This window comes from Rhodoferax sp. (assembly GCF_039922535.1).
GTDB lineage: Bacteria > Pseudomonadota > Gammaproteobacteria > Burkholderiales > Burkholderiaceae_C > Rhodoferax_B.
The window spans coordinates 1-24,202 of record NZ_JBDTEM010000389.1; the positions used below are offsets into that span (position 1 = coordinate 1).

Here is a 24,202-nt window from a genome sequence, read left to right on the forward strand (position 1 = left end):
CGGGAGAAAACCGGCCAGTTGGACGGCGGCGGCGTGCTGGAATTTGCCCTGAAATACCGGGGTATCGCCGCGACCCCGCCGCGCCACAACCACTAGTCGAATTTAGATAAAAAGAGCCGTCAGAGCAGGTGCTACCTGCGCAAACAGCTCTTCTTTCTATAGCGCCCGTTGCACGTCCACCACCACCCGTCCGCGCACGCTGCCTTTCAGCAATTCAGCCCCCACGGCCACGGCGGTGTCCAAGCCGATTTCGTGCACCATGGCTTCCAGCTTGGCCACGTCCAGGTCTTGCGCCAGCCGTTGCCAGGCTTGCTGGCGCTGGGGTAGGGGGCACATCACGCTGTCAATGCCATACAGGGTGATGCCGCGCAGGATGAACGGGGCCACACTGGCCGGAAAGTCCATACCCCCCGCCAGTCCGCAAGCCGCTACGGCCCCCGCGCGCCGGGTGGTAGCGCAGGCGTTGGCCAGAGTGTGGCTGCCCACGGCATCGACCACCCCGGCCCAGCGTTCCTTGCCCAGCGGTTTGCCGGGGGCGCTGAGCTCAGTGCGGTCGATGATGTTGTGGGCCCCCAGGGCGTGCAGGTAGTCGGCCTCGGCCGGGCGGCCGGTGCTGGCCACCACGGTGTAGCCTAGCTTGGCCAGCAGGGCGATGGCCACGCTGCCGACCCCGCCGTTGGCCCCGGTGACCAAAATCTCGCCGTCGGCCGGGCGGATACCGTGCTTTTCCAGGGCCAGCACGCACAGCATGGCGGTGTAGCCTGCCGTGCCGATGGCCATGGCCTGGCGCGTGGTGAAGGCCGGGGGCAGAGCGACCAGCCAGTCGCCGGGCACACGGGCCTGCTGGGCCAGGCCGCCGCTGTGGCTTTCGCCCACGCCCCAGCCGTTCAAAATCACCCGGTCGCCCAGCTTCCAGGCGGCGTGCACGCTGTGCGTCACCGTGCCCGCAAAGTCGATGCCCGGAACCAAGGGGAAGCGCCGCACCACGGGCGACACGCCGGTGAGGGCCAGGCCGTCTTTGTAGTTGAGGGTGGACCATTCCACTTGCACGGTGACATCGCCATCGCCCAGCACTGCTTCGTCGATGTCTTGCAACGTAGCGCGGTAGCCCGCGTCGTCTTTGGTGACCAGAATGCCTTTGAACATGGTGTGTCTCCTGAAATTTACGGTCGCGGCAGGGCGGCCAGAAAGAGTTGAAAAAAAGCCTGCAGCGGCGCGGTAGACCGGACCAGCCGCGCCCGCAGCACCGCCCCCTCCCAACCAACCCAAAAAGCGTGGGCCAGCGCAGCGCAGTCGGCCTGTGCAGCCAATTGCCCGGCGGCCATGGCATCGGCCAGGCAGCGCGCCAGACGCTGCTCCCAGTCGCACAGCACGGCCTCCAGCCGCAGGCGCAGCGGCTCGCCCAGGCCGCTGACTTCTTGCCCCAGGTTGCCCACCAGGCATCCACGCTGGAAAGCATAGCGCTCCATGCCCCGGCAGGCATCGTCCACAAAGTGGGCCAGGCGGGTCAGCGGTGGGGTAGCAGGTTCCAAAAAATGCCGGTCCAGCTTGCGCGCAAAGTAGCTGGCATAGCCGTCCAGTGCCGCCATGACAAACGCATCTTTGCTCTCGAAGAAATGGTAAAACGAACCCTTGGGCACCTGCACCGACTGCAGCACCGCGTCCAGCGCCGTGGCACTCACACCCTGCACCGTAAGCATCTCGGTGGCGCGCCGCACCAACAGTGCACGGGTGTCGGCGGGGTCTCGCCCACTTTTAGCGGGGCGGCCACGGGGGCGGTGGAGGGCGGGAACAGAGGGCATGGCCGCAATATTAGACCAATCGTCTTTAAATATCCAGTCCCTATTTGAATTTACAAAAAATAGGGTGCCAGCGCAGATGCTATCTACACTAAAAGCTATCTTTTTAGGACTATTGCCGAATGGCCCGGAAGACTGAAAATACCCCGATGGCAAAACCCTTACCCACCGCCGAAGCGCTGTTTTTTGAAGGCACCCAGCGCCTCACCGCAGGCGACGCCGCCGGAGCCGAAAGCTGCCTGCGCCAAGCCATTGCGCTGGCACCCACCCTGGCCGAGGCCCATGCCAACCTGGGGCTCGCGCTGGAAGCCCGGGGCGCGCTGGCCGAGGCGGCAGACTGCTACCGCACGGCGATCGCCCACAACCCCACGCTGCCGCAAACCTGGGTCAACCTGGCCGGGGTGCTGCTGCTGCTGCGCCAGCTCGACGATGCAGAAGTGGCCTGCGCCCAGGCGTTGCGGCTGCGGCGCGACGACCCCGACACCTGGTGCAACCTGGGCGCGGTGTACGCCCGCATGGGGCTGGAGCTGGAGTCCGAAGAAGCCTGCCGTGAAGCCATCGCGCTGGACCCGCAGCACGCCAAGGCGCGCTTCAACCTGGCCTATCTGCTGCTGCGCCAAGGGCAATGGGAAGAAGGTTGGGCGCAGTTTGAATGGCGTGACTGGTACGCAGCATTGGCCCGGCAACTGCACTGCCCGCGCTGGCGGGGCGAGCCGCTGGCGGGCCGGTCGGTGCTGGTGGGCTTTGAGGCCGGGCATGGCGACATGCTGCAGTTTGGCCGCTACTGTGCCGAACTGAAGGCGCGCGGGGCCGGGCACGTCACCCTGCTGTGCCACCCACCGTTGAAACGCCTGCTGGCCACGCTGCCCGGCGTGGATGCGCTGGTGGGCTTTGACGAAGACGTGCCGCCCACCGACTGCTGGACCCCACTGCTGAGCCTGCCCGCGCTGTGCCAGACGCGGCTGGACACGGTGCCCGCCACCTTGCCTTACCTGCGCGCCGAGCCCGCCCTGGTGGCCGCCTGGGCACCGCACTTGCCAACCCAAGCATTGCGCGTGGGCCTGGTGTGGAAGGGCAACCCGCGCTTTGAAAACGATGCCGAGCGCTCGCTGCCCCACCTGGCTACGCTGCAGCCCCTGGCCGCCGTGCCGGGCATCGCTTTCATCAGCCTGCAAAAAGGCGCGGGAGAGGACGAATCCACACCGTGGCTGACCACCGCGCTGGGCCCCCAGATCCACGACTTCGCCGACACGGCGGCCATCGTTGACCAACTGGATCTGCTCATTAGCGTGGACACCGCCGTGGCCCATCTGGCGGGTGCCTTGAACAAACCCTGCTGGGTGCTGCTGCCCGACTATCTGCCCGACTGGCGCTGGCTGAAAGAGCGGTCCGATTCGCCCTGGTATCCGGGCGCGGTGCGCTTGTTTCGCCAACCGGCGGGCGGTGGCTGGGGGCCGGTGATCGAAGAAGTGGCCGCCGCGCTAGGTGCGTTTACACGCGTTTGCGGCGCGGGGTTTTGACCGGTAGCGGCACGCTGGTGGCGCGCTCCAGCTCGTTGGCGATGGTGCGGTTTTTGCTGTCCATGGCGTGCTCGAACATGGCGCGGCCGGCGGCATCGGGGTCACCCGAGGCGATGGCGGCCACGATGGGACGGTGCTCGTTGGCGGTGATGGGCATGAGCCAACTGTCGGCCAGGTTCAGGCGGCGAAACAGCGACAGTTCCTTGATCAGCTTGCGGTAGATGTCGGTGAGTTTGCGGTTGCCCGCCAGCTCGACCAGGCGGTCGTGGAACTTCAGGTTCAGCAGGTGGTAGTTGTACGCGTCCTGGGCCTTGACCTGGCGCTCCATGTCGGCCACCAAGGCCTTGATTTCCTTGAGCTGCGCGGGGGTGATGTGCACCGCCAGCTGGCGGCCCACCAGCTCGTCCAGGGTGGCGCGCAGGTCAAAGATCTCGATGGCTTCTGCGGTGGGGATGTCGCGCACGAACACACCCCGGTTTTTTTCAACCCGCAGCAGGCCGCCTTCTTCCAGCATGCGAAAGGCTTCGCGCACCGGGCCGCGCGAAACCCCCAGTTTGAGGGCCAGCGTGGCTTCGATCAGTTTGCTACCGGGGGGGTATTCGCCCACCAGAATCGCCCTCTCCAGCTCCTGCTGCACCACGCTGGTGAGGGAACTGGTTTGCAGGAGGGCGATCGTGGGATGGGGGACTGACATTCCCTGAATTTAATCTACTTTTCGTAACCGCCAACTCCCGCAACAGCGAGAACGAACACCTTCCAGAAACACCGCAGAACTGGCTTTGCCAGGCTACTGGTGTTGCCCCCTGCAAGGGGGTTGGCGAAAGACGCGTAGCGCTGCAGTCTGGGGGTAAGTGACAGCTCTATCTACTTTGCCGTCATGCTGGCCACAGGTGGGCCTTTGAAACGGCGGCGCTCAAAGCCGAACCAGACCACCGCCGTCAGCGCCAAAAAGCCCAGCGTGATCTGCAAGGCCGCGTCGTTCGGTGGCTGCACGCCCAGGAACAAGATCAAGGCTGCGGCCAAGGTCACCAGCACCGCGATCAGGCGGAACACCGGCCCCATGTTCCACGGGCCCATCTTGGTCCAGGTCTTGCCGTAGGCCAGACCGCCCAGGGCAATCGGCAGGCCGTAAGAGATGAAGATGAAGATCACGGTGACCGACACGATGGTGGTGTACGCCGGGGTGTACAGGGTGAACAGCACGGCGATGGTGCAGGCCGTCCAGATGGCGGCCACCGGGGATTTGAGCGTGGCGTGCACGGTCTTCAACATATTGGAGGCGGGCAGGCCGCCATCCCGGGCAAACGCAAAGATCATGCGCGAAGCCGAGGTCACCGTGGCCAGGCCGCAGAGGAATTGCGAGGCGGTGATGGCCCAGTACAGAACATTTTTCAGGCCTGCCGGCAGCACCGCGTCCATGGTGCCAAAGAACACGTTGCCGCCCGAGGCCGCGGCTTTGTCCATGTCGGGGATGGCGATCACAAACGCGCACAACATCAGGTAGCCAAACAGGGACGAGTACAGCACCGAGGTCACGATGCCCTTGGGCACGGCGCTGGAGGCGCCGACGGTTTCTTCGGCGGTGTGGGCCGAGGCGTCAAAGCCGGTGATGGTGTAGATCGGCAGCAGCAAACCCAGGCCGAACAGCAGCCACATGCTTTGCGTGGCGGGCCAGACATCGCCGCCGAGGGGGCCGCTGTAGTTCTTGAAGGTGAACAGGCGCGACACGTCATGGCTGGGTGCGTAGGCCAGCAAGGCCACGGTCAGGGCAATGGCGGTGGCGAAGATCAGGTAGCCGCTGATGTCGGTCAAAAACGCCGTCAGTTTGATGCCCACATGGTTGGCCAGAGCTTGCACGGCGGTGATGCCCACCACAAATGCGGCCTGGGTGGCAAAGTTGGGTTCCCACCCCAAGCTGGTGCCAAACGCACCTATAAAGAAGTAAAACGTGCCGACGTTGATGGCACCCAAGACCGTGACCAGGCCCAGCAGGTTCAGCCAGGCGGTCAGCCAGCCCCAACCGCGCCCGCCCAGAATCGAGCTCCAGTGGTACAGGCCGCCAGCCGTGGGAAACGCCGATCCGATCTGCGCCATGCCCAGCGCAAACACCAGGCTGATGGCGCTGCCGATCAGCCATCCAATGCCGATCGCTGCGCCACCCACGCCCGAAATGCCCTGCGACAGCGAGTTGATGCCGCCCGACAAAATACAAATGATGGAAAAGGAAATCGCGAAGTTGGAAAACGGATTCATGGTGCGCGACAGCTCTTGCTTGTAGCCCATGCTTTGCAGCACGCTGGCATCGTCGGCAGCCGGTTGGGAAGAAAGTGACATCAAGTACCTCTCAAAAATTATGAATGGAAAATGAACCTATGCACATCCCATGCCTGGTCTTGAGAGCGCGCGACGATGGAAACTGCTTTGGCGGTGTAACCGCGATACGCCGCTATGGCAAGATAAAAATGCAGATTGTTAACAATCTACAGAATCGCAATTGACAAGTACCGGTCTACGCGCTTGAATGGATGGGCATCCTAAAAATACAGCGAGAGACAAGATGGCAACAACTTCTTCCCTGCACCCGGCCCTGGCCGCGCTGCAAGCCTCCGGCGCCGCCAAGGTCAAAGTGGCGGTGGCCGACATCGACGGCGTGCTGCGCGGCAAATACCTGCACATCGACAAGTTCATGGGCGCAGCCGAACCCTATCCGGCGGGCGGCTTCGGCTTCTGCGACGTGGTGTTGGGCTGGGACATGCTGGACGTCTGTTACGACAACACCACCGTCACCGGCTGGCAGCACGGCTTCCCCGACGCGCTGGCCCGGCTCGACCTGGACACCGCCCGCAACGTGCCCTGGGACGACAAGGTGCCGTTTTTTCTGGGTGAGTTTGTGCTGGCCGATGGTTCGCCGCATCCGCTGTGCCCGCGCCAGACGCTCAAAAAAGTGCTCCAGCGCGCCGAGAAAATGGGTTTCCAGGTGATGACCGGCATGGAGTTCGAGTGGTTCAACTTCCTGGAAACACCGCAAAGCTGGGCCGATAAAAAGGGCGTGGGCGCCACACCGCTGACCCCCGGCATGTTTGGCTATTCGCTGTTGCGCATGAACCAGAACCGGCCCTTTTTCAACGCCCTGATGGACGAGATGCTGGCCTTTGGCGTACCCATCGAAGGCCTGCACACCGAAACCGGGCCGGGCGTGTTCGAGGTGGCGATTGGCTTCAGCGAAGCGCTGGCCCAGGCGGACCGGGCGATTCTGTTCAAAACCGGGGCCAAGGAAATCGGCGCGCGCTTTGGCGTCATGCCCAGCTTCATGGCCAAGCCGCACCAGAACATGCCGGGCTGCAGCGGCCATATCCACCAAAGCTTGAGCGATGGGAAAAACAACCTGTTTTTCGATGCCAGCAACCCGCGCAAGATGAGCCCGCTGTTTGAGAGCTATCTGGCCGGGCAGGTGGCCTGCCTGATGGAATTTGGCCCGATGATTTGGCCCACCATCAACAGCTACAAGCGCCTGGTGGATGGCTTCTGGGCTCCGGTCAAACCCACCTGGGGTATCGACAACCGCACCGCCAGCTTCCGCGTCATCGCGGGCAGCCCCAAAGCCACGCGGCTGGAAACCCGCTGCCCCGGCGCCGATGTGAACCCCTACCTGGCCATGGCCGCCGTGATCGCCGCCGGGCTGGACGGCGTAGAAAAAGGCCTCAAGCTGACTACCCCGCCCATCACCGGCACCAATGGCGGTGCGGAGCACATCGCCCGCGCGCCGCGCACGCTGATTGAAACCACCCGCAACTTCCAGCAGTCCAGCATTGCCCGCGACTGGTTCGGCGACGCGTTTGTCGACCACTTTGCCGCCACCCGCGAATGGGAGTGGCGGCAGTGGCTGGACGCGGTGACCGACTGGGAAATGAAACGCTACTTTGAAATCATCTGAAAACCACCATGACACTCTCTTCCTTCGCCTTCCCCACGCCAATCAAATTCGGCCCCGGTGCCCGCAAGCTCGTGGCACAGCACCTGCTCGACCAGGGCCTAAAACGCCCGCTCATCGTTACCGACAAGGCCCTGGCCGCGTTGCCGGTGATGGCCGAGTTTTTAACCCATCTGACAGGGCTGGACGTGGCTGTGTTCAGCGGCGTATTTGGCAACCCCACCTGCAGCCAGGTGATGAACGGTGCCGCAGCCTTCAAAGCCCATAACGCCGACTGTGTGATCGGCTTTGGTGGCGGCGCGGCGCTGGACGTGGCCAAGGTAGTGGGCATTCCGGCCACGCACCCGGGCGACATTTTGGAATACGTGTGGGACCACCCCAGCGTGCGCCCCATCAGCCAGCCGCTGCCCTACTTTGTGGCGCTGCCCACCACCTCGGGCACCGGCTCGGAAGTGGGCCGCTCCAGCGTGGTGAGCGAAAACGACACGCACCTCAAACGCGTGGTGTTCAGCGCCGCCATTCTGGCCAAAACCGTGTTTGCCGACCCCGAACTCACCCTGGGCCTGCCCGCCCACGTGACCGCCGCCACCGGCATGGACGCCCTCACGCACAACATCGAAAGCTACCTGTCGCCCGCCTACCACCCGCTGTGCGACGGCATTGCGCTGGAGGGAACGCGCATTGCCGCTGCCGCCCTGCGCACGGCGGTGCGTGAACCCGGCAACCTGCAGGCCCGTGGCGACATGATGATGGCCTCGATGATGGGCGCGATTGCGTTCCAGAAAGACCTGGGCGCTGTGCATTCCTGCGCCCACGCCCTGGGTGCCGTGTGCGATCTGCACCACGGCCTGGCCAACGCGCTGATGATCGACACCGTGATGGCCTGGAACTATGCAGCCGTGCCTGCCAAGTTCGACGAGCTGGCCCACGTGTGCAAGGTGCCCGGCGGTGGCGCGGCCTTTGTGGACTGGCTGCGCCAGCTCAAGGCAGACGTGGGCATCACCACCCGCTTGGCCGACTTGGGCGTGCGGCCCGAGCACCTGCCGCGCCTGGTGGAAATTGCCACCGCCGACATGTGCCACCAGACCAATCCGCGGCCCTGCACGGCGGCAGACTTCGAGGCGCTGTTTTTGGAGGCCATGTGAACCAGCCGTCTAAAAATCGCTTGAAGATCGGCATCAGCGCCTGCTTTTTGCACCCCGACCCGGCCCGCGCTGCGTTTGCCAAAAAGACGCTGCAGTACGTAGAACAGTCGATGGCGCACTGGATCATGTCCGGCGGTGCGCTGCCGGTGATGGTGCCGTCGCCCGCCGGGGACACCGCACGCGGCGACATCGGCTACAGCGACTACGCCCACTGGCTGGACGGCCTGGTACTGCATGGCGGGGCCGACGTATGGCCTGGCAGCTACGGCGAAACCCCGCTGCAAGAGCGCTGGAGCGGCGACCGCATCCGCGACGGCTACGAGCAGGCCCTGGTGCGCGCCTTTGTGGCGGCGGGCAAGCCGGTGTTTGGCGTCTGCCGGGGCTTGCAGCTGATCAACGTAGCCTTTGGCGGTACGCTGTACCAGGACATCGCCACCCAGCGCCCCGAGGCCGTGCTGCACCGCGATGCCGATGCCTACGACCACCACTTCCATGCGCTAGAAATAGTGCCCGAAACACGGCTCAGCGCACTATTGGCGGGCGCAAGCAGCAATCAAATCAATAGCATTCACCACCAGGCCATCAAAGACCTGGCGCCCGGCTTTGTGGTCGAAGCCCGCAGCCCCGAAGACGGCATGATTGAGGCCATCCGCAGCACCGGCCCGGCCTATGTCGCCGCCGTGCAGTGGCACCCCGAATTCCACCAGCCCGCTCTGGGTACGCTGGACGACACCCCTTTGCTCACCGACTTTCTGGAGGCTGCAAGGACAGCCCAGGCCTCCAAGGACTCCAAATGACCACCCTTGCCATCCACAACCCCGCCACCGGCGCGCCCATCACCCAGGTGCCCGCCGACGATGCAGCCAGCGTCGCCGCCAAATTCCAGGCCGCCCGAGCCGCCCAACCCGCCTGGGCCGCCACGCCACTGGCCCAACGCCTGGCCTGCATAGCCCGGTTCCGCGCCTCCGTGGTGGCCGAGCTGGAGGCCCTGGCCGCCACCATGACGGCCGAAACCGGCAAGCCCATCGCCATGTCGCGCAACGAGCTCAACGGCCTGCTGGGCCGCATCGACTTCTTCCTGGCCGAGGCCGAGGCCAGCACCGCCACCCAAACCGTGTGGGCCGACGGCGGCATGACCGAGCAAATCCAACACATCCCGCTGGGCGTGGTGGCCAATATCTCGGCCTGGAACTACCCCTGGTTTGTGGGCTGCAACGTCATCCTGCCCGCGCTGCTGACGGGCAACGCCGTGCTCTACAAACCGTCTGAATTCGCCACGCTGACCGGCATGGCCATCGTCCGGCTGTTGCACGCCGCCGGTGTGCCTGCCGACGTGCTGGCCCTGTGCGTGGGCGGTGGCGAAGTGGGCTCGGCCTTGCAGGCGCAGCGCATCGACGGCCTGTTCTTCACCGGCTCGTACGCCACCGGGGCCAAGATTGCCCAGGCCCTGGGCCCGCGCATGGTCAAGCTGCAGCTCGAACTGGGCGGCAAAGACCCCACCTACGTGTGCGACGACGCGAATCCCGCCACCGCTGCCGCCTCGCTGGCCGATGGCGCCATGTACAACACCGGCCAAAGCTGCTGCGCGGTGGAGCGCATCTACGTGCACGAAAAAGTGTTTGATGCCTTTGTGGCCGCCTTTGTGGACACGGTGCACGGCTTCAAAGTGGGCGACCCGATGGCGGACGACACCTACATTGGCGCGATCACCCGCGCTGCCCAGCTCGACGTGCTGGACGCGCAGGTGGCCGATGCCGTGGCCAAGGGCGCGCAGTTGCTGACCGGCGGCACGCGCCTGCCCGGCAATACCTTTGCGCCCACGGTGCTGGTGAACGTAGACCACCGCATGGACCTGATGCGCGAGGAAAGCTTCGGCCCCGTCATCGGCATCCAGAAGGTGGCCAGCGATGCCGAGGCCGTGGCCCTGATGAACGACACCCGCTACGGCCTGACCGCCGGTGTCTTCAGCCCCGACGAGGCCCGCGCCCGCGCCGTACTGGCCCAGGTGAACGCGGGCAGCGTCTACTGGAACTGCTGCGACCGCGTCAGCCCGCGCCTGCCCTGGAGCGGCCATGGAGACTCGGGTGTGGGGCTGACGCTGTCGACCTACGGCATCCAGACCTTCACCCGGCCCAAAGCTTGGCACTTGCGGCAAGCTTAAGAGCCAAATCAGCCTCTGGCGCAGGTAGCACCTGCGCTGGAAGCTATGGATAGCGTAGCAAATATCCCCGAAAATCTGTAGGGACATTGCCTCCATTCCTATCTTTCGATGTGATTTAGATATATCGTAATGGCATCTAAATCCTATCGAAAGAATCTATGCCCCATTTTGAAAAACGCAGCGAGCACCCCCAACACGGCGGCCCGCGCCATGGCCGCGCAGAGCAACTGCACGGTCACCACCACCACGGCCACCACGTGCGCGGTGAGCATCCCCACCCCGGCGGTGAACACCACGGGCGCGGCGGGCGCCACGGCGGCGGGCCAGGCCGGGTGTTTGGCCACGGCGGCCTGCGCCTGGTGCTGCTGCAACTGATTGCCGACAAGCCCCGCCACGGCTACGAGCTGATCAAAGAAATCGGCGACCGCCTCGGCGGCAGCTACAGCCCCAGCCCCGGTGTGATCTACCCCACCCTGACCCTGCTGGAAGAGCTGGGCTACACCACCATGGCCGAGAGCGGCGGCGGTCGCAAGCTCTACAGCATCACCGACACCGGCCAGGTCTTCCTCACCGAAAACCGCGTCGAAGCCGATGCCTTGCTGGCCCGCATGGCCAACGCCGACACGCCCCATCCCGGCCGCGCGCCGCAGGTTGTCCGTGCGCTGGAAAACTTCAAGCTGGCAGCGCGCATGCGCCTGGGCGGAGCCCCTTTGACCGACGAACAAGCCCACGCCTTTGCCCAAATTCTGGACAACGCCGCCCAACAACTCGAAAGGATTTAAATGAATACACCCCATCGCACCGCCACCCGCGTCCGCCACGAACTGAAATTTCGCCAACTCGCCGTGGTGCGCACCGAACAACTCACGCCCCACATGGTCCGCATCACGCTGGGCGGGGCCGATCTGGCGGGCTTCACCAGCCCCGGCTTTGACGACCACGTGAAAGTCTTCTTTCCCGACCCGGCCACCGGCGAACTCATCCTGCCCGGAGGCCCCGAAGGCAGCCCCCGTCCCACGATGCGCGACTACACGCCGCAGCATTTCGACCCGCAGGCGCTGACCCTGGTGCTCGACTTTGCCCTGCACGACGCAGGCCCGGCCACCACCTGGGCGGCGCAGGCGCAGGTAGGCCAGACGCTGGGCGTGGGCGGACCACGCGGCTCCTTTGTGCTGCCAACCGATTTTGACGGCCACCTGCTGATCGGCGACGACACCGCCATTCCGGCCATCGCTAGGCGTCTGGCCGAATTGCCCGCCGCTGCCCCCGCGCTGGTATTGATCGAAGTAGACAGCCCGGCCGACGAACAAACCCTGGCCAGCGCAGCGCATGCCACCGTGGTGTGGGTGCACCGCCTGGGCCAGCCCCACGGCCAACAGCCGCTGCTGCTGGAGCGCCTGCGCAACCTGGCCCTGCCGCCCGGCGACATCCACGCCTGGGTAGGCTGTGAAACCCATACCGCCAAAGCCTTGCGCGCCCATCTGGTGGGCGAGCGCGGAGTGCAAGCGCAATGGACCAAGGCCGCCGGCTACTGGCGCCAAGGCAGCGCCGCCACGCACGACAGCATCGACGGACCCTAAATACCCGTAAAGCCGGGCTAGGCAACCGCATTGCGGGGGGATTGAAGCTACATTTGCTAACCAATCTCCACGCCACCATGTCTGCACCTCTGGTTCTTTCAGCCACTGCCACAGCCGATAAACAACGCGGTCGGCCTTTTTGCAGGCGGTGGCCCTGATGCCCACCACCCGGCAGTTCCTGCAACTGGCGCAACTGGCGGCCCAGCTCTGCGCTGCGCCCATCGCCAGCCTGACGCGGGTCCACCAGGGCGTGCATACGCTGGTGGCCCACACCGGCCCGACCGATTTGGCGCTGGCAGACCTGCAAACCCTGGCTGGGCAACTGGCCGCCTCACCCGAACCCCAAATCCTTACCCTTCCCAACGGCAGCCTGGGCCTGTGCGCTGCCACGCCGGTCTGGACCGCCGACGCGGGCTGCGTCGCGGTGCTGTGGGTGATAGATCCGCAGCCACACGTATTGGATGCCGCCCAGCGCACCGCACTCACCAGCCTGGCCGGGCAGGTCCAGGTGCTGCTGCAATTGCAGGCCTCTGAGCAGCAGTACCGCGCCTTGTTTGAAGGCAATCCGCTGCCCATGTGGGTGCGGGAGCTGCACAGCCAACGCATCGTGGCGGTCAATGCGGCAGCGGTTGCCCACTACGGCTACAGCCAAACCGAATTTCTGGCCCTTACCAGTTGCGCCGAAAACCCCACGGATGCCGACGCCGAGGCCACCTTGCTGGGCGACAGCGTGCACAGCCTGCTGCGCAGCCACCGCCGCCACCGCCTGCACGACGGCCGCGTGATCGACGTGGAGATGTCCACCAGCACCGTCCAGTTCAACGGCGAGGCCGCCCGCATGGTGATGGTCAACGACATCACCGAACGGCTGCGGGCCGAGCGCAGCCTGGCCCGTCTAGGCCGGGCCCAGCGCATGCTGAGCGCCTGCAACGAAGCCCTGGTTCGGGCTGGCAGCGAGTCAGCGCTGTTGCACGAGGTGTGCCGCATCACGGTGGAGATCGGTGGCTATAAAACCGCATTTGTGGGATTTGCCCAAAACGATGCGGCCAAGTCCATCACACTGGCCGCCGATGCAGGCGAGATTGATCCAGACATGAGGTCATGGCCATTCTCATGGTCGGTCGATTAGCCCTATGGCCAAGGGCCTTCCGCACGCTGTATACGTCAGGGTGAAGTAGTACTGGTGCCCGACATCCGTGTCGAACCCAGTTTCAAACTCTGGCTCGCCAAGTATCCCCCCAACGAACAACTCAGCATCGCATGCCTGCCGCTTCGCAACACCCAAGGCACCTATGGCGTGTTCCACCTAACGGCCACCGTTCTACTGGACGCAGGAGCCGATGAGCTGCCGCTGCTACAGCAACTGGCCAACGACATTGCCTTCGGCATCGACCACCTGCGCGCCCAGCAAGCCCAGCGCTTGGCCGATGCGCAAATCCACCACCAGGCCTCGCTGCTGGACAAGGCGCAAGATGCCATTGTGGTGCGCAGCATTGACCACCGCATCCTGTTCTGGAACAAAAGCGCTGAGCGCCTGTACGGCTGGAAGGCCATTGAAGTGCTGGGCCGGTCGATGGTGGAGCACCTCTACACCACCGGGCCGCAGGCCTTTGCGGTTGCCTCGCAATGTGTGCTGGAACAGGGCGAATGGCATGGCGAGATTGCCCAGAACCGCAAAGACGGCAGCCAAATGGTGATTGAAGCCCGCTGGACATTGGTGCGCGACGCGCAAGACCAGCCGCACTCCATCATGGCCATCAACACCGATATCACCCAGCGCAAAGCCACCGAACGCGAAGTGAAAAAGCTGGCCTTCTACGACCCGCTGACCGAACTGCCCAACCGCCAGTTGCTGCTAGACCGCCTGGGCCACGCCCTGGCCACCAGCGCGCGCAGCGGCCAGGGCGGGGCGCTGCTGTTCATTGATTTAGACAACTTCAAAACCCTGAACGACACCCTGGGCCACGCCAAGGGCGACTTGCTGCTGCAGCAAGTGGCCCTGCGCCTGGCTGCCTGCGTGCGCGCCGCCGATACCGTGGCCCGCCTGGGTGGCGATGAATTTGTGGTGATGCTGGAAGACCTGGGCCCCGACCCGCGCGCCGCCGGCGTCAAGGCCAAGCACACCGGTGAAAAGATCTTGGCTGCGCTGAGCGCGCCATACGACCTGGCGGGGCACGAATACCAAAGCAGCTCCAGCATCGGCATCGCGCCGTTTTGCCGCCAGCCCGATACCGTGGGCGAAGTGCTCAAACAAGCCGATATCGCCATGTACCAGGCCAAAGGGGCAGGACGCAACACGCTGGGCTTTTTTGACCCCCAGTTGCAAGCCGAGGTGAGCGCCCGCGCCGTCCTTGAGGCCGATTTGCGCCAGGCGGTGGCACAGAACGAATTCTTTTTGCATTACCAGTCGCAGCACAGTGCCCAGGGCGGCATGACAGGTGTCGAGGCCCTGGTGCGCTGGTGGCACCCGCAGCGCGGTATGGTCTCGCCCGCCGCTTTTATCCCGCTGGCCGAAGAAACCGGCCTGATCCTGGAGCTGGGCCGCCAAGTGCTGCTGCAAGCCTGCACCCTGCTGGCCGACTGGGGCCAACAGGCCGGCACGCAGCAGCTGACCATGGCGGTCAATGTCAGCTCGCGCCAGTTCAAGCATGCCGACTTTGTGCAACAGGTCATGGACACCCTGGCTCAGACCGGCGCCAACCCGCGGCAGCTCAAACTAGAGCTGACCGAAAGCCTGCTAGTGGACGACATCGAGCAGGTCATCACCAAGATGGAAGCCCTGCAGGCCCAGGGCGTAGGTTTTTCGCTGGACGACTTTGGCACCGGCTATTCCTCGCTGTCGTACCTCAAGCGGCTGCCGCTGGACCAGCTCAAGATCGACCAGTCGTTTGTGCGCGACGTGATGACCGACCCCAACGATGCAGTGATTGCCCGCACCATCATCGGCCTGGGCCAAAGCCTGGGACTGAACGTGATTGCCGAAGGCGTGGAAACTGCCGACCAGCGCGATTTTCTGGCCCAGCACGGCTGCCAGGCCTTCCAAGGGTATTTCTTTGCCCGGCCATTGCCGGCCGAGCAGCTGGCGCAAGCCATGGAGGTGGCGGCCCGGCTGGGCGTTCCATGAGAATATGCGGTGCATGTTGAGAACGTGTTCTAAAAACCTGTTCAATGTCTTTTGGGGCCCACGCCGACCTCCTTCTAAAAAGTAGCAATACATATGGCAGAGACACCCAGGAACGCGCTACACCCCGACACACAGGCCATCCCCCACACCCAGCTGCAGGCCGCTGAACACCAGTACCGCACACTTTTTGAGAACAACCCGTTGCCGATATGGGTGACGGACCCGCAAGGCCTTGCCATCCTGGCAGTCAACCAGGCAGCCACCACCCGCTACGGCTATTCGCGGGCCGAGTTTCTCGCCATAGGCCTGGGTGGCGTGCAGGCAGAAGCCCTGCCGCCCGAAGATCCCCAGCATGCGCTGCCCCGATGCCACGTCAAAAAAGACGGCAGTGCCATCGATGTAGAAATATCCACCGACAGCCTCTTATTCAACGGCCAGGCCGCCCGCATGGTGTTGGCGCACGACGTGACCCAGCATCTGCGCACTGAAAAAGACCTGGCGCGCTTGAGCCGGGCCCACTCCATGGTGACCGCCTGCAACGAAGCTCTGGTACGGGCCAGCTCGGAATCCACGCTGTTGCACGACATCTGCCGCATCGCGGTAGATATCGGGGGCTACCGCATGGCCTGGGTCGGGTTTGCGCAGGACGATGTAGAAAAAACCATTTCCATCGTGGCCCATGCGGGCAGCATTGCCGAACACTTCACCGTCTGGCCCATGTCCTGGTCCGCAGACTCTCCTTATGGACAAGGCCCGGCAGGCCGGGCGGTTCGCACCGGGGAGATGGTAGTGGTACCTGATATCCGGCGCGAAGGTATCTTCCAGAACTGGCTGAAAGAGCCCTGGGTGAACGATTTACGCGGTGTAGCCAGTTTGCCATTGCGCAGCACCGACAGCGGCGCAGAACGCACTCTGGGCCTGTTCTACCTGTATGCCAACACCACAGTGGATATTGCCTCCGAAGAAATACCGCTGCTGCAACAGCTGGCCGGCGATATTGCATTTGGCATCCAGCATTTGCGCACCCAGGAGAACAAACGCCTGTCCGATGCCCATATCCGACACCAGGCCACCGTGCTGGACCAGGCCCAAGATGCCATCGTCGTGCGCGGCATGGACCAGCGCGTGCTGTACCTGAATAAACGGGCCGAGCAGCTGTACGGATGGACCTCCCAGGAAGCGGTGGGGACCACCTTGTTGCACCAGGTGTACCGCAATCCGGTGGCCATAGCCCACGCGTACCAAACCGTCATGGAACAAGGCGAGTGGCGCGGCGAGCTAGCCATCTACCGCAAGGATGACCAGCGCATCGAGGCGGATGTCCGCTGGACCCTGATCACGGATGCCCACAACCAGCCCCATTCCATCCTGTCCATCAGCAGCGATATCACCCAGCGCAAAGCCACCGAACGCGAAATCGAGAAACTGGCTTTTTACGACACACTGACGCTGCTACCCAACCGCCAGCTGCTACTGGACCGCCTGGGCCACGCGCTGGCCACCAGCGCCCGCCACGGCCAAGGTGGGGCACTGCTGTTCATTGATCTAGACAACTTCAAAACCCTGAACGACACCCTGGGCCATGACAAGGGCGACCTGCTGCTGCAGCACGTGGCGCAGCGCCTGGGCCACTGCGTGCGCAGCATGGACACCGTGGCCCGCCTGGGGGGCGATGAATTCGTGGTCATGCTCGAAGAGCTGGGGCACGACCCGGTTGCGGCGGCCGAACAGGCCAAACGGGTGGGTGAAAAAATCCTGTCCACCTTGGCGCAGCCTTACCAGTTGGACCAACATGAACACCTGAGCACCTCCAGCATCGGCATCGCACCTTTTAGCAGCAGCCCGAATACCGTGGGTGAACTGCTGAAACAGGCCGATATCGCCATGTACCAGGCCAAAGCCGCCGGACGCAACACCCTGCGGTTTTTCGACCCGCAACTGCAGGCTGCCGTAACCGACAAAGCCGCGCTGGAAGCCGATTTGCGCCTGGCCCTGGTACACGGCGGGCTGTTTTTGCACTACCAGACCCAGCACAATGCCCTGGGCCAAATGACCGGTGTGGAAGCCTTGGCACGCTGGCAGCACCCGACACGCGGTATGGTCTCGCCCGCCGCTTTTATTCCGCTGGCCGAAGAAACCGGCCTGATCCTGGAGCTGGGCCGCCAGGTGCTGCTGCAAGCCTGCACCCTGCTGGCCAGCTGGCACGGCCGCCACAGCGCCGAGCACCTCACCATGGCGGTGAATGTCAGCTCGCGCCAGTTCAAACACCCTGGTTTTGTGCGGCAGGTGCTGGACATACTGCAATCCACCGGCGCCAGGCCGTCACAGCTCAAACTAGAGCTGACCGAAAGCCTGCTGGTGGACGACATCGAGCAGGTCATCACCAAGATGGAAGCCCTGCAGGCCCAGGGTGTGGGCTTTTCGCTGGACGACTTCGGCACCGGCTATTCCTCGCTGTCGTACCTCAAGCGGCTGCCGCTGGACCAGCTCAAGATCGACCAGTCGTTTGTGCGCGACGTGATGACCGACCCCAACGACGCAGTGATTGCCCGCACCATCATCGGCCTGGGCCAAAGCCTGGGATTGAACGTGATTGCCGAAGGCGTGGAAACCGCCGACCAACGCGATTTTCTGGCCCAGCACGGCTGTCGGGCCTTCCAGGGTTATTTCTTTGCCCGGCCATTGCCTACCGAGCAGCTGTCCCACGCCATGGCCGTGTCCGCCCAGGCGGATGGCGTGCATATCGGCCAATTTATATAAAAACCGGGGTTGGCGCAGACTAGCTCTGCGTAGATAGCTTCTCTTTTTATAGCAAAACACAGGGAAACCGGTGCTAGCCATGGGGTTCGGATTTTGTTCTATCTTCTTCTAATACTTCTATTAATCAAATAGTAGTAGTAGTAAGGGAGCGCCCTCTCTGTGGATAAGTGTCTTAAAGCCTTACAGGCCAAGCACTTAGCTTGTTTTGACGGGTGTGTGTGACTGTGCTACCGGGGTGTACCGCCCAAATGAACAACTTATCAAATTTGCCGCAAGCTGTGGATAACTGGCGGCTTATGCAAAAACTATCCACAGGCTTTGCAGGGCGCGGCTATTTCTGGCTGCGCTATGCTGCGGATTTTTTATGTGGAGGTGGCTTCATGCCCCGTTCGATCCTGGAAGAAGGCCGCATCCATCCCGCTATCCGTGACAAGGTCACGGCCTCGCAGCGCAGCATCGTGCAAGAAGTACAGGCGGCCGTGGCGGCCCATGCGGTGGTGGTGGTGGGGATGCGGGCCAATCCGTTTCCGCGCAAGGCCCGCAAGGCGCTGGATGCGGCGCAGGTGCCGCACCATTACCTGGAATACGGCAGCTATTTAAGTATGTGGCGTGAGCGTGCAGCGCTGAAGATGTGGACCGGCTGGCCCACTTTGCCCATGGTGTTCGTGCGTGGCACGCTGGTGGGCGGTTTCACCGATCTGGAAAAGCTGATCCAGACCGGCGAGTTAGCCAAGATGCTGGCCAACTAGGTACGCAGGTTTAACCCTTGCGAGGAGGGTGGCCGTCGGGGCCGCCATGTTCGCCAGGACCACCGCGCATATGGGGCATGGCATGCGTGTCAAAGGTCTTTTGCTGCTCGGGGCTGAGCACTGCGTAAAACGCCTTGGTGGCATCGGCACGCTTGTCCATTTCGGCATCGCGCTCGGTCCGCATGGCGCGCATTTTGTCGATGCGTTCGGGCGTGGTCAGCTTCTGAAAGTCGGCCTTGTCGGGCCGTGGGCCTTTGGCAGGCGGCTGCATGCTGCTGGTGAACGTGGTCCACGCGCCTTCTTGGGCGGCGGTGATTTTCAGCTGCGCCTTCAACGCTGCCTGGCGCTTGAGCATGTGCTCTTGCATCTTGGCCGGGTCATGTGGGGCCATGCCCGCAGCGGGCGGTGGAGGCGGTGGCGCGTCGGCCGCAAAAGCGGTCGCACCCAAGGTGGCCAACAGACCGGCTAAAACAAGACTCTTGAACGGTGTACGGATAGATGGCATGTGCGAACTCCTGGATAAACATAGGGAATATTCGCCTGCTGCCGGGATTGGCGACAGGTTGGAGATAAGTGTGGAATCCCTATGTAAAGCCGCAATTGCCCTGCAATGGGTCTTTGTAAAGTTGGAGTGGACGGCCCAGCGGCGACAATTGCCGGCTCTTGTGAATCAACGCAGAAAGAATTCCCGTGTTTAAAAATGTGATGGTGTACCGCATTGGCCCCGGCTGGGCCGCTGACCTGTTGGCGATTGAAACTGCGCTGGGCAAAGACCGTTTTGTGGAATGTGGCGCGAGCCAGGAAATGTCGGTCGGCTGGACCGAGCCGCGCGGTGTGGCCAATGGCCCGCTGCTGGAATCGGTGGGCGGCCAACTCATCCTGAAGCTGATGTTTGAGAGCAAGGCCGTGCCCAGCTCGGTGATCAAGCGCAAGTCCGAAGAGCGGCTGGCCCAGATCGAAGCCACCACCGGCCGCAAGCCCGGCAAAAAAGAACGCAAAGAAATCAGCGAAGACGTGAAGCTGTCGTTGCTGCCCATGGCCTTCACCAAGCGCGGTGCCGTGCTGGTGTGGATCGACCCCGCCGCACTGGTGCTGGTGATGGACGCCGGTAGCCAGGGCCGCGCCGACGAAGTCATCACCGCGCTGGTCAAGGCGATTGACGGCTTTGCTGTGCTGCAAATCAACACCAGCCTGTCGCCCGCCACGGCCATGGCCACCTGGCTCACGACGCAAGAGCCACCTGCCGGTTTCAGCATCGACCGCGAGTGCGAACTTAAGGCCGCCGACGAATCCAAATCGGTCGTCAAATACGCCCGCCACGCGCTGGACATCGACGAGGTACGCCAGCACGTGGCCGACGGCAAGCTGCCCACCAAGCTGGCCATGACCTGGGAAGGCCGCGTGTCCTTTGTGCTCACTGAGAGCCTGCAGGTCAAAAAGGTGACCTTCCTGGACGGCGTGTTCGACGGCACCTCGCAAGAAAAAGAAGACGGCTTCGATGCCGACGCGGCCATCGCCACCGGCGAAATGCGCCAGATGATCCCCGACCTGCTGATCGCCCTGGGCGGCGAGATGGCGCTGGGCGAGGCCGGGACTAAGCCGGATGCCGCACCGCTCCAGCCGGTGAACTTGGCCGAATCGCCGTTTTAAGGGAAATAGGGCTCTAGCGCAGGTACTACCTGCGCTGGCAGCTATGCTAAAGATAGCTATCCGTGGCCATATCTGTAATGTGATGGCGACACGCCCGTATGGTCTGCAAAGAACCGTGAAAACACCGATGGCGAAGAGAAACCCAACAGGTCGCCAATTTCGGACAACGACCGCGTGTTTTCTACTAAAAGGCGTTTGGCCTGGGCCAAGCGCACGCACACCACAATGTTCTGAAAATGCGTGTTTTCTTTTTGCAAACGCCGATGCAAAGCCGACCGGGACAGGGCAAACCGTGCACAGCTGGAGGCAAGCGCCTTATTTCCAAAATCTTCATTTGGCTGGGTTTGCAATAGCTCGATTAAAAATGTTTCAACCCTGAGTGCAAACGAAGAAGATTGGTTCAGCTGGTTTATTTCGCCATCTGCTTTTTTGCAAAATAATTTATACAAAAATGCATTGTGTTGCGCGTCGGGTTGCTGGGCCCAAGGTACTGTCAATAATAAACGGTTGCATGCCTGTCCAAAGCGGACTTCATACTCTGAAAAATATTTAAAATACTTCCATCCAAGTGGTTTATTACCGGTTAACTCCAGGATGGGCAGTGAAATACTTTTTCCATTGGTTTCAGCATACCGCTGGGTTAATTGAACGACTCCATTCAAGCTACAGAATGCGCTGATAGCCGTACGCTCTGAGCCATCCAATAAAAATTCAAACTCAAAATCAGACCCCGCCTGTTTGAATACCATCCCGTCAACCTGGCCGACCAAGGCCCGGTAGGCGATGCATTTTTCAAATGCTGTCAGGAGGTTGGGTGCGTTTGATAAAACGGCGATGATGGTGGTGAAGGGTTCGGCCCAGTGGTCGTTCGCAGGTGGCGCAATCAGATTGCACGGATTGGAAAAACGTTCCACCACATTCAGCATGGAAATGAATTTATCACCGGATATTCTTCCGCCGAGGGTATTTGCTTCTATATTGGATATACCGGTAAGGCGCTGAAATTCCTGCGGACCAATGCCTGCCTCTTGGGCCGCTTCCAGACCACGTTTGGCCAGTTCACTGGAAACGGTTTTTTGAAAAATATTCATATTATTTCTACGGCTACGCGGTTTGTGTAGCTCTGCCGATGGGCAAGTGAAACCCTATATCGAGTGTAGGGCGGAGAATATTCCGCAGCAAATGGTATTAACCATAACATCGCAAATGTATATTTTTATGCCACGCGCCAGAATGCACATTCGCGCAACCCACGGCAATGGAGATTTGCGGAATCGTTGGTATGGTTTTGTTTCCCCTAGAAATGCTGGCCAAAGTCTGGCGCAGCCCCAGGGAAATAAAAATGGAGACAACGATGCAGAAACCGGATTCGAGCTTCTTACGACTTTCCTCGGGCGCACCCACCTCACTCAACCGTCGGCGGCTCTTGCACTTCGCTGCGGCGACGGCGGCTCTGCCGCTCATGCACGCCTGTGGAGGAGGCAATGGCAATGGTCAAGATGCCGATTTGGTAGCCGCGGAAGACTTTGCCAATTACCGCGCCCGGTCATTTGACGACAACTGGTTGTTCTACCAGGGTGTCCAGCCCGCTGGTACTGCGGCGTTGGCTGCGTTTGCCGACCAGGCCTGGCGCACGCTGGATTTGCCGCACGACTGGAGCATCGAAGACCTGCCCGGCGGCAGCGACGACGGTGCAGCCACGGCACAGCCGTCGCACCTGTTTATCTTCGAGCAGCCCGCACTGAGCGATGCGGCACCGGCACGCATCGGTCCGTTTGACAAAAATGCCACTGAAGGAGACCGCGCCACCGGGCGTTTTGTGGGTGGCGAGGGTTGGTACCGCAAGCACTTTGTCGCCAATCCGGCGGCGGGCCAGCGCTTTGAATTGCAGTTTGATGGCGTGTACCAAAACTCGGACGTGTGGATCAACGGCCAGCATTTGGGCTTTCACCCCTATGGCTACACCGCGTTTTCCTATGACCTGACCCCTTACTTGAAAGCGGGCGAAAACGTGGTGGCGGTACGGGTGCAAAACATCGGCAAAAACAGCCGCTGGTACTCGGGCTCGGGCATTTACCGGCACACGCGGCTGGTGGTGACCGGCGGGGTAAGCATTCCTACCTTCGGCGTCGGGCTGACCACGCAGCAATTGACGGCTGCCGAAGCCACCGTCAGCGCGCAGGTATCGGTGCAAAACACCTTGGCCAGTGCGGCGCAGGCCACCGTGCGGGTGGCGTTTTATGACGCACTGGGCCACAAAGTGGCGACTGCCACCAGTGCAGCCCAAAGCCTGGGCGCGGGCGCACAGCAAGACATGCTGTTGACACTGACGGTGTCCCGCCCCCAGCCCTGGACTCCCGGTACGCCTACGTTGTACACGGCGGTGGTGCAGGTACTGGTGGATGGCGCGGTGCAAGACCAGACGGTGGAGACGTTTGGTATCCGCACGGTGCAGATCAGTGCCACCGACGGTTTCTTGCTCAACGGCACGCCGCTCAAGCTGCGCGGCGGCAATGTGCACCACGACAACGGCCCGCTGGGCGCGGTCAGCCTGGGTGACCACGAGTATTGGCGCATGGCCAAGCTGAAGCAGGGGGGTTACAACGCCATCCGCATTGCCCACAACCCGCCTAGCCGCGAGTTTCTGAAAGCTGCCGACCAGTTGGGAATGCTGCTGATCAACGAATTTTTGGACATGTGGGATGTGGCCAAAAACGACAATGACTACCACCTGTACTTTGCCGACTGGTGGCCGCGGGACTTGACCAGCTGGGTGCTGTCGTCGCGCAACAGCCCGGCCGTGGTCATTTGGTCGATTGCCAATGAAATCTATGACTCCGCTGCGGCCGAACCCATCGGTCGCCAAATGGCGGCCCAGGTGCGTGCGCTGGACCGCAGTCGCCCTCTTATGCAGGGTGGGGCGCAAGGCATCCTCGGTCTCTTTAACGCACCTACGGTTGCGTCTTACACCGATTTTGGCGACGTGCACTACAAGGCTTCATTTGCAGCGGAGCACTTGGCGGTGCCCGACAAGGCGTGGCTGCAGTCGGAGAGCTTTCCGGTCTCGGCCTATGACCACTGGAAGCTGGTGACCGATAACCGTTTTGTCATGGGTGACTTCGTCTGGACCGCATGGGACTACTTGGGCGAGGCCGGATTGGGCGTGCCCAAACTGATTCCCAAAGACAGCGACACAGAAACCATATTCTTAGGGAATTTTTCCGATTTCGGCAAACAGGCCGGTGGTGCCTGGGGCGTCTACCCCTGGTTTGCCGCAGGCTGTGGCGATTTCGACCTGATCGGACAGGTAGCCCCCCAGCACCTGTACCGCCGTGTGGTGTGGGACAACAGTGCGATCGAAATGGCGGTGGCGCGCCCGGTGTCGGGCAACCGCCAGCAGCAGGCGTTTGCCTACGGCTGGTTCGACGAGCTGGAAAGCTGGACCTGGGATGTGGCCGCCGATACCCCGATGCGCGTGCACGTCTACACCAGCGCCGACCAAGTCGATCTCTACCGCAACGGCACGCTGCTCGCATCACGCGGGCTTAGCGCCACCGATAAACTTATTGCGTCCTTCTGGGTGCCCTACCAAACCGGCAGCATCCGGGCCGTGGCTTTGCGCAACGGCGTGGAAATAGGCCGCAAAGAGCTGGTGACCGTAGGGGCCCCGGCCGCGCTGTTGCTCACATCGGACACCAGCCTTTTGGGCACCAGCCGCGATGCCATGGCCCATGTGCTGGCCCAGGTGGTCGACAGCGCAGGTCGCCTGGTGCCCGATGCAGT

At 62.5% G+C, this 24,202-nt stretch carries 19 protein-coding genes and 1 pseudogene; 14 read left to right on the forward strand and 6 right to left on the reverse strand.

Going from position 1 to position 24,202, the window contains the following annotated elements; genetic code table 11:
* Positions 1-156: 156 nt before the first annotated feature.
* Together ABI213_RS18500 and ABI213_RS18505 are read right to left on the reverse strand one after the other, a co-directional pair.
* Positions 157-1,146 (reverse strand): MDR family oxidoreductase, encoded by a 990-nt coding sequence (locus tag ABI213_RS18500; protein WP_348005165.1) that lies wholly within the window; start codon positions 1,144-1,146, stop codon positions 157-159.
* Positions 1,147-1,163: 17 nt separating this feature from the next.
* The gene (locus ABI213_RS18505) at positions 1,164-1,802 is read right to left on the reverse strand and encodes a TetR family transcriptional regulator C-terminal domain-containing protein (protein ID WP_348005166.1); all 639 of its coding nucleotides are present in this window, start codon (positions 1,800-1,802) and stop codon (positions 1,164-1,166) included.
* A gap of 146 nt (positions 1,803-1,948) precedes the next feature.
* Between ABI213_RS18505 and ABI213_RS18510 the strand changes: the two genes are divergently transcribed.
* The gene (locus tag ABI213_RS18510) at positions 1,949-3,319 is read left to right on the forward strand and encodes a tetratricopeptide repeat-containing glycosyltransferase family protein (RefSeq protein ID WP_348028167.1); all 1,371 of its coding nucleotides are present in this window, start codon (positions 1,949-1,951) and stop codon (positions 3,317-3,319) included.
* Here the strand turns inward: ABI213_RS18510 and ABI213_RS18515 are convergent.
* Positions 3,291-4,013 carry a phosphonate utilization associated transcriptional regulator gene (locus ABI213_RS18515; protein WP_348007668.1) on the reverse strand — a complete coding sequence of 241 codons (723 nt, stop codon included), beginning with the start codon at positions 4,011-4,013 and terminating at the stop codon, positions 3,291-3,293. The genes ABI213_RS18510 and ABI213_RS18515 overlap by 29 nt on opposite strands.
* Positions 4,014-4,183: 170 nt before the next feature.
* On the reverse strand, positions 4,184-5,653 hold the full coding sequence (locus ABI213_RS18520) for an amino acid permease (protein ID WP_348007669.1): 1,470 nt from the start codon (positions 5,651-5,653) through the stop codon (positions 4,184-4,186).
* A gap of 223 nt (positions 5,654-5,876) precedes the next feature.
* On the opposite strand from ABI213_RS18520, the gene ABI213_RS18525 reads away from it, so the two are divergent.
* The 11 genes and pseudogenes from ABI213_RS18525 (at position 5,877) to ABI213_RS18575 (ending at position 18,769) form a co-directional block, all read left to right on the forward strand.
* Positions 5,877-7,253: a glutamine synthetase family protein gene (locus tag ABI213_RS18525; protein ID WP_348007670.1), complete on the forward strand. Its 1,377-nt coding sequence runs from the start codon at positions 5,877-5,879 to the stop codon at positions 7,251-7,253.
* 8 nt (positions 7,254-7,261) lie between these two features.
* Positions 7,262-8,395, forward strand: coding sequence for an iron-containing alcohol dehydrogenase (locus tag ABI213_RS18530; RefSeq protein ID WP_348028169.1), 1,134 nt, complete (start codon positions 7,262-7,264; stop codon positions 8,393-8,395).
* The gene (locus ABI213_RS18535; RefSeq protein WP_348005788.1) at positions 8,392-9,192 is read left to right on the forward strand and encodes a type 1 glutamine amidotransferase; all 801 of its coding nucleotides are present in this window, start codon (positions 8,392-8,394) and stop codon (positions 9,190-9,192) included. Before ABI213_RS18530 ends, ABI213_RS18535 begins: the two co-directional genes overlap by 4 nt.
* On the forward strand, positions 9,189-10,556 hold the full coding sequence (locus ABI213_RS18540; RefSeq protein ID WP_348005787.1) for an aldehyde dehydrogenase family protein: 1,368 nt from the start codon (positions 9,189-9,191) through the stop codon (positions 10,554-10,556). The genes ABI213_RS18535 and ABI213_RS18540 overlap by 4 nt, the downstream gene beginning before the upstream one ends.
* A 158-nt stretch (positions 10,557-10,714) precedes the next feature.
* Positions 10,715-11,338, forward strand: a complete 624-nt coding sequence (locus tag ABI213_RS18545; RefSeq protein WP_348005786.1) for a PadR family transcriptional regulator — start codon at positions 10,715-10,717, stop codon at positions 11,336-11,338.
* Positions 11,339-12,136: a siderophore-interacting protein gene (locus ABI213_RS18550; protein ID WP_348005785.1), complete on the forward strand. Its 798-nt coding sequence runs from the start codon at positions 11,339-11,341 to the stop codon at positions 12,134-12,136.
* A gap of 157 nt (positions 12,137-12,293) precedes the next feature.
* Entirely contained in the window at positions 12,294-13,265 is a 972-nt protein-coding gene (locus tag ABI213_RS18555) for a PAS domain S-box protein (RefSeq protein ID WP_348028171.1), read from the forward strand.
* A 15-nt stretch (positions 13,266-13,280) separates the two neighbouring features.
* Positions 13,281-13,517: pseudogene (locus ABI213_RS18560) on the forward strand (GAF domain-containing protein); the annotation flags it as partial.
* A gap of 39 nt (positions 13,518-13,556) precedes the next feature.
* On the forward strand, positions 13,557-15,260 hold the full coding sequence (locus tag ABI213_RS18565) for an EAL domain-containing protein (RefSeq protein WP_348028177.1): 1,704 nt from the start codon (positions 13,557-13,559) through the stop codon (positions 15,258-15,260).
* Positions 15,261-15,353: 93 nt separating this feature from the next.
* Positions 15,354-18,020, forward strand: a complete 2,667-nt coding sequence (locus ABI213_RS18570) for an EAL domain-containing protein (RefSeq protein WP_348005561.1) — start codon at positions 15,354-15,356, stop codon at positions 18,018-18,020.
* 380 nt (positions 18,021-18,400) lie between these two features.
* The gene (locus ABI213_RS18575) at positions 18,401-18,769 is read left to right on the forward strand and encodes a glutaredoxin domain-containing protein (protein ID WP_348005560.1); all 369 of its coding nucleotides are present in this window, start codon (positions 18,401-18,403) and stop codon (positions 18,767-18,769) included.
* A gap of 10 nt (positions 18,770-18,779) precedes the next feature.
* On the opposite strand, the gene ABI213_RS18580 is transcribed toward ABI213_RS18575, so the two are convergent.
* Complete coding sequence (locus ABI213_RS18580; RefSeq protein ID WP_348005559.1) at positions 18,780-19,274, reverse strand: Spy/CpxP family protein refolding chaperone; 495 nt, start codon at positions 19,272-19,274, stop codon at positions 18,780-18,782.
* 185 nt (positions 19,275-19,459) lie between these two features.
* Here ABI213_RS18580 and ABI213_RS18585 point away from each other — a divergent pair, with 185 nt between their 5' ends.
* Positions 19,460-20,419 carry a recombination-associated protein RdgC gene (locus ABI213_RS18585; protein ID WP_348028173.1) on the forward strand — a complete coding sequence of 320 codons (960 nt, stop codon included), beginning with the start codon at positions 19,460-19,462 and terminating at the stop codon, positions 20,417-20,419.
* 56 nt (positions 20,420-20,475) lie between these two features.
* Here the strand turns inward: ABI213_RS18585 and ABI213_RS18590 are convergent, their stop codons facing one another.
* Positions 20,476-21,510 carry a helix-turn-helix transcriptional regulator gene (locus ABI213_RS18590; protein WP_348006382.1) on the reverse strand — a complete coding sequence of 345 codons (1,035 nt, stop codon included), beginning with the start codon at positions 21,508-21,510 and terminating at the stop codon, positions 20,476-20,478.
* 263 nt (positions 21,511-21,773) lie between these two features.
* On the opposite strand from ABI213_RS18590, the gene ABI213_RS18595 reads away from it, so the two are divergent.
* Positions 21,774-24,202, forward strand: a 2,429-nt coding sequence (locus tag ABI213_RS18595) for a sugar-binding domain-containing protein (protein WP_348028175.1), incomplete at its 3' end; no start/stop codon positions are given.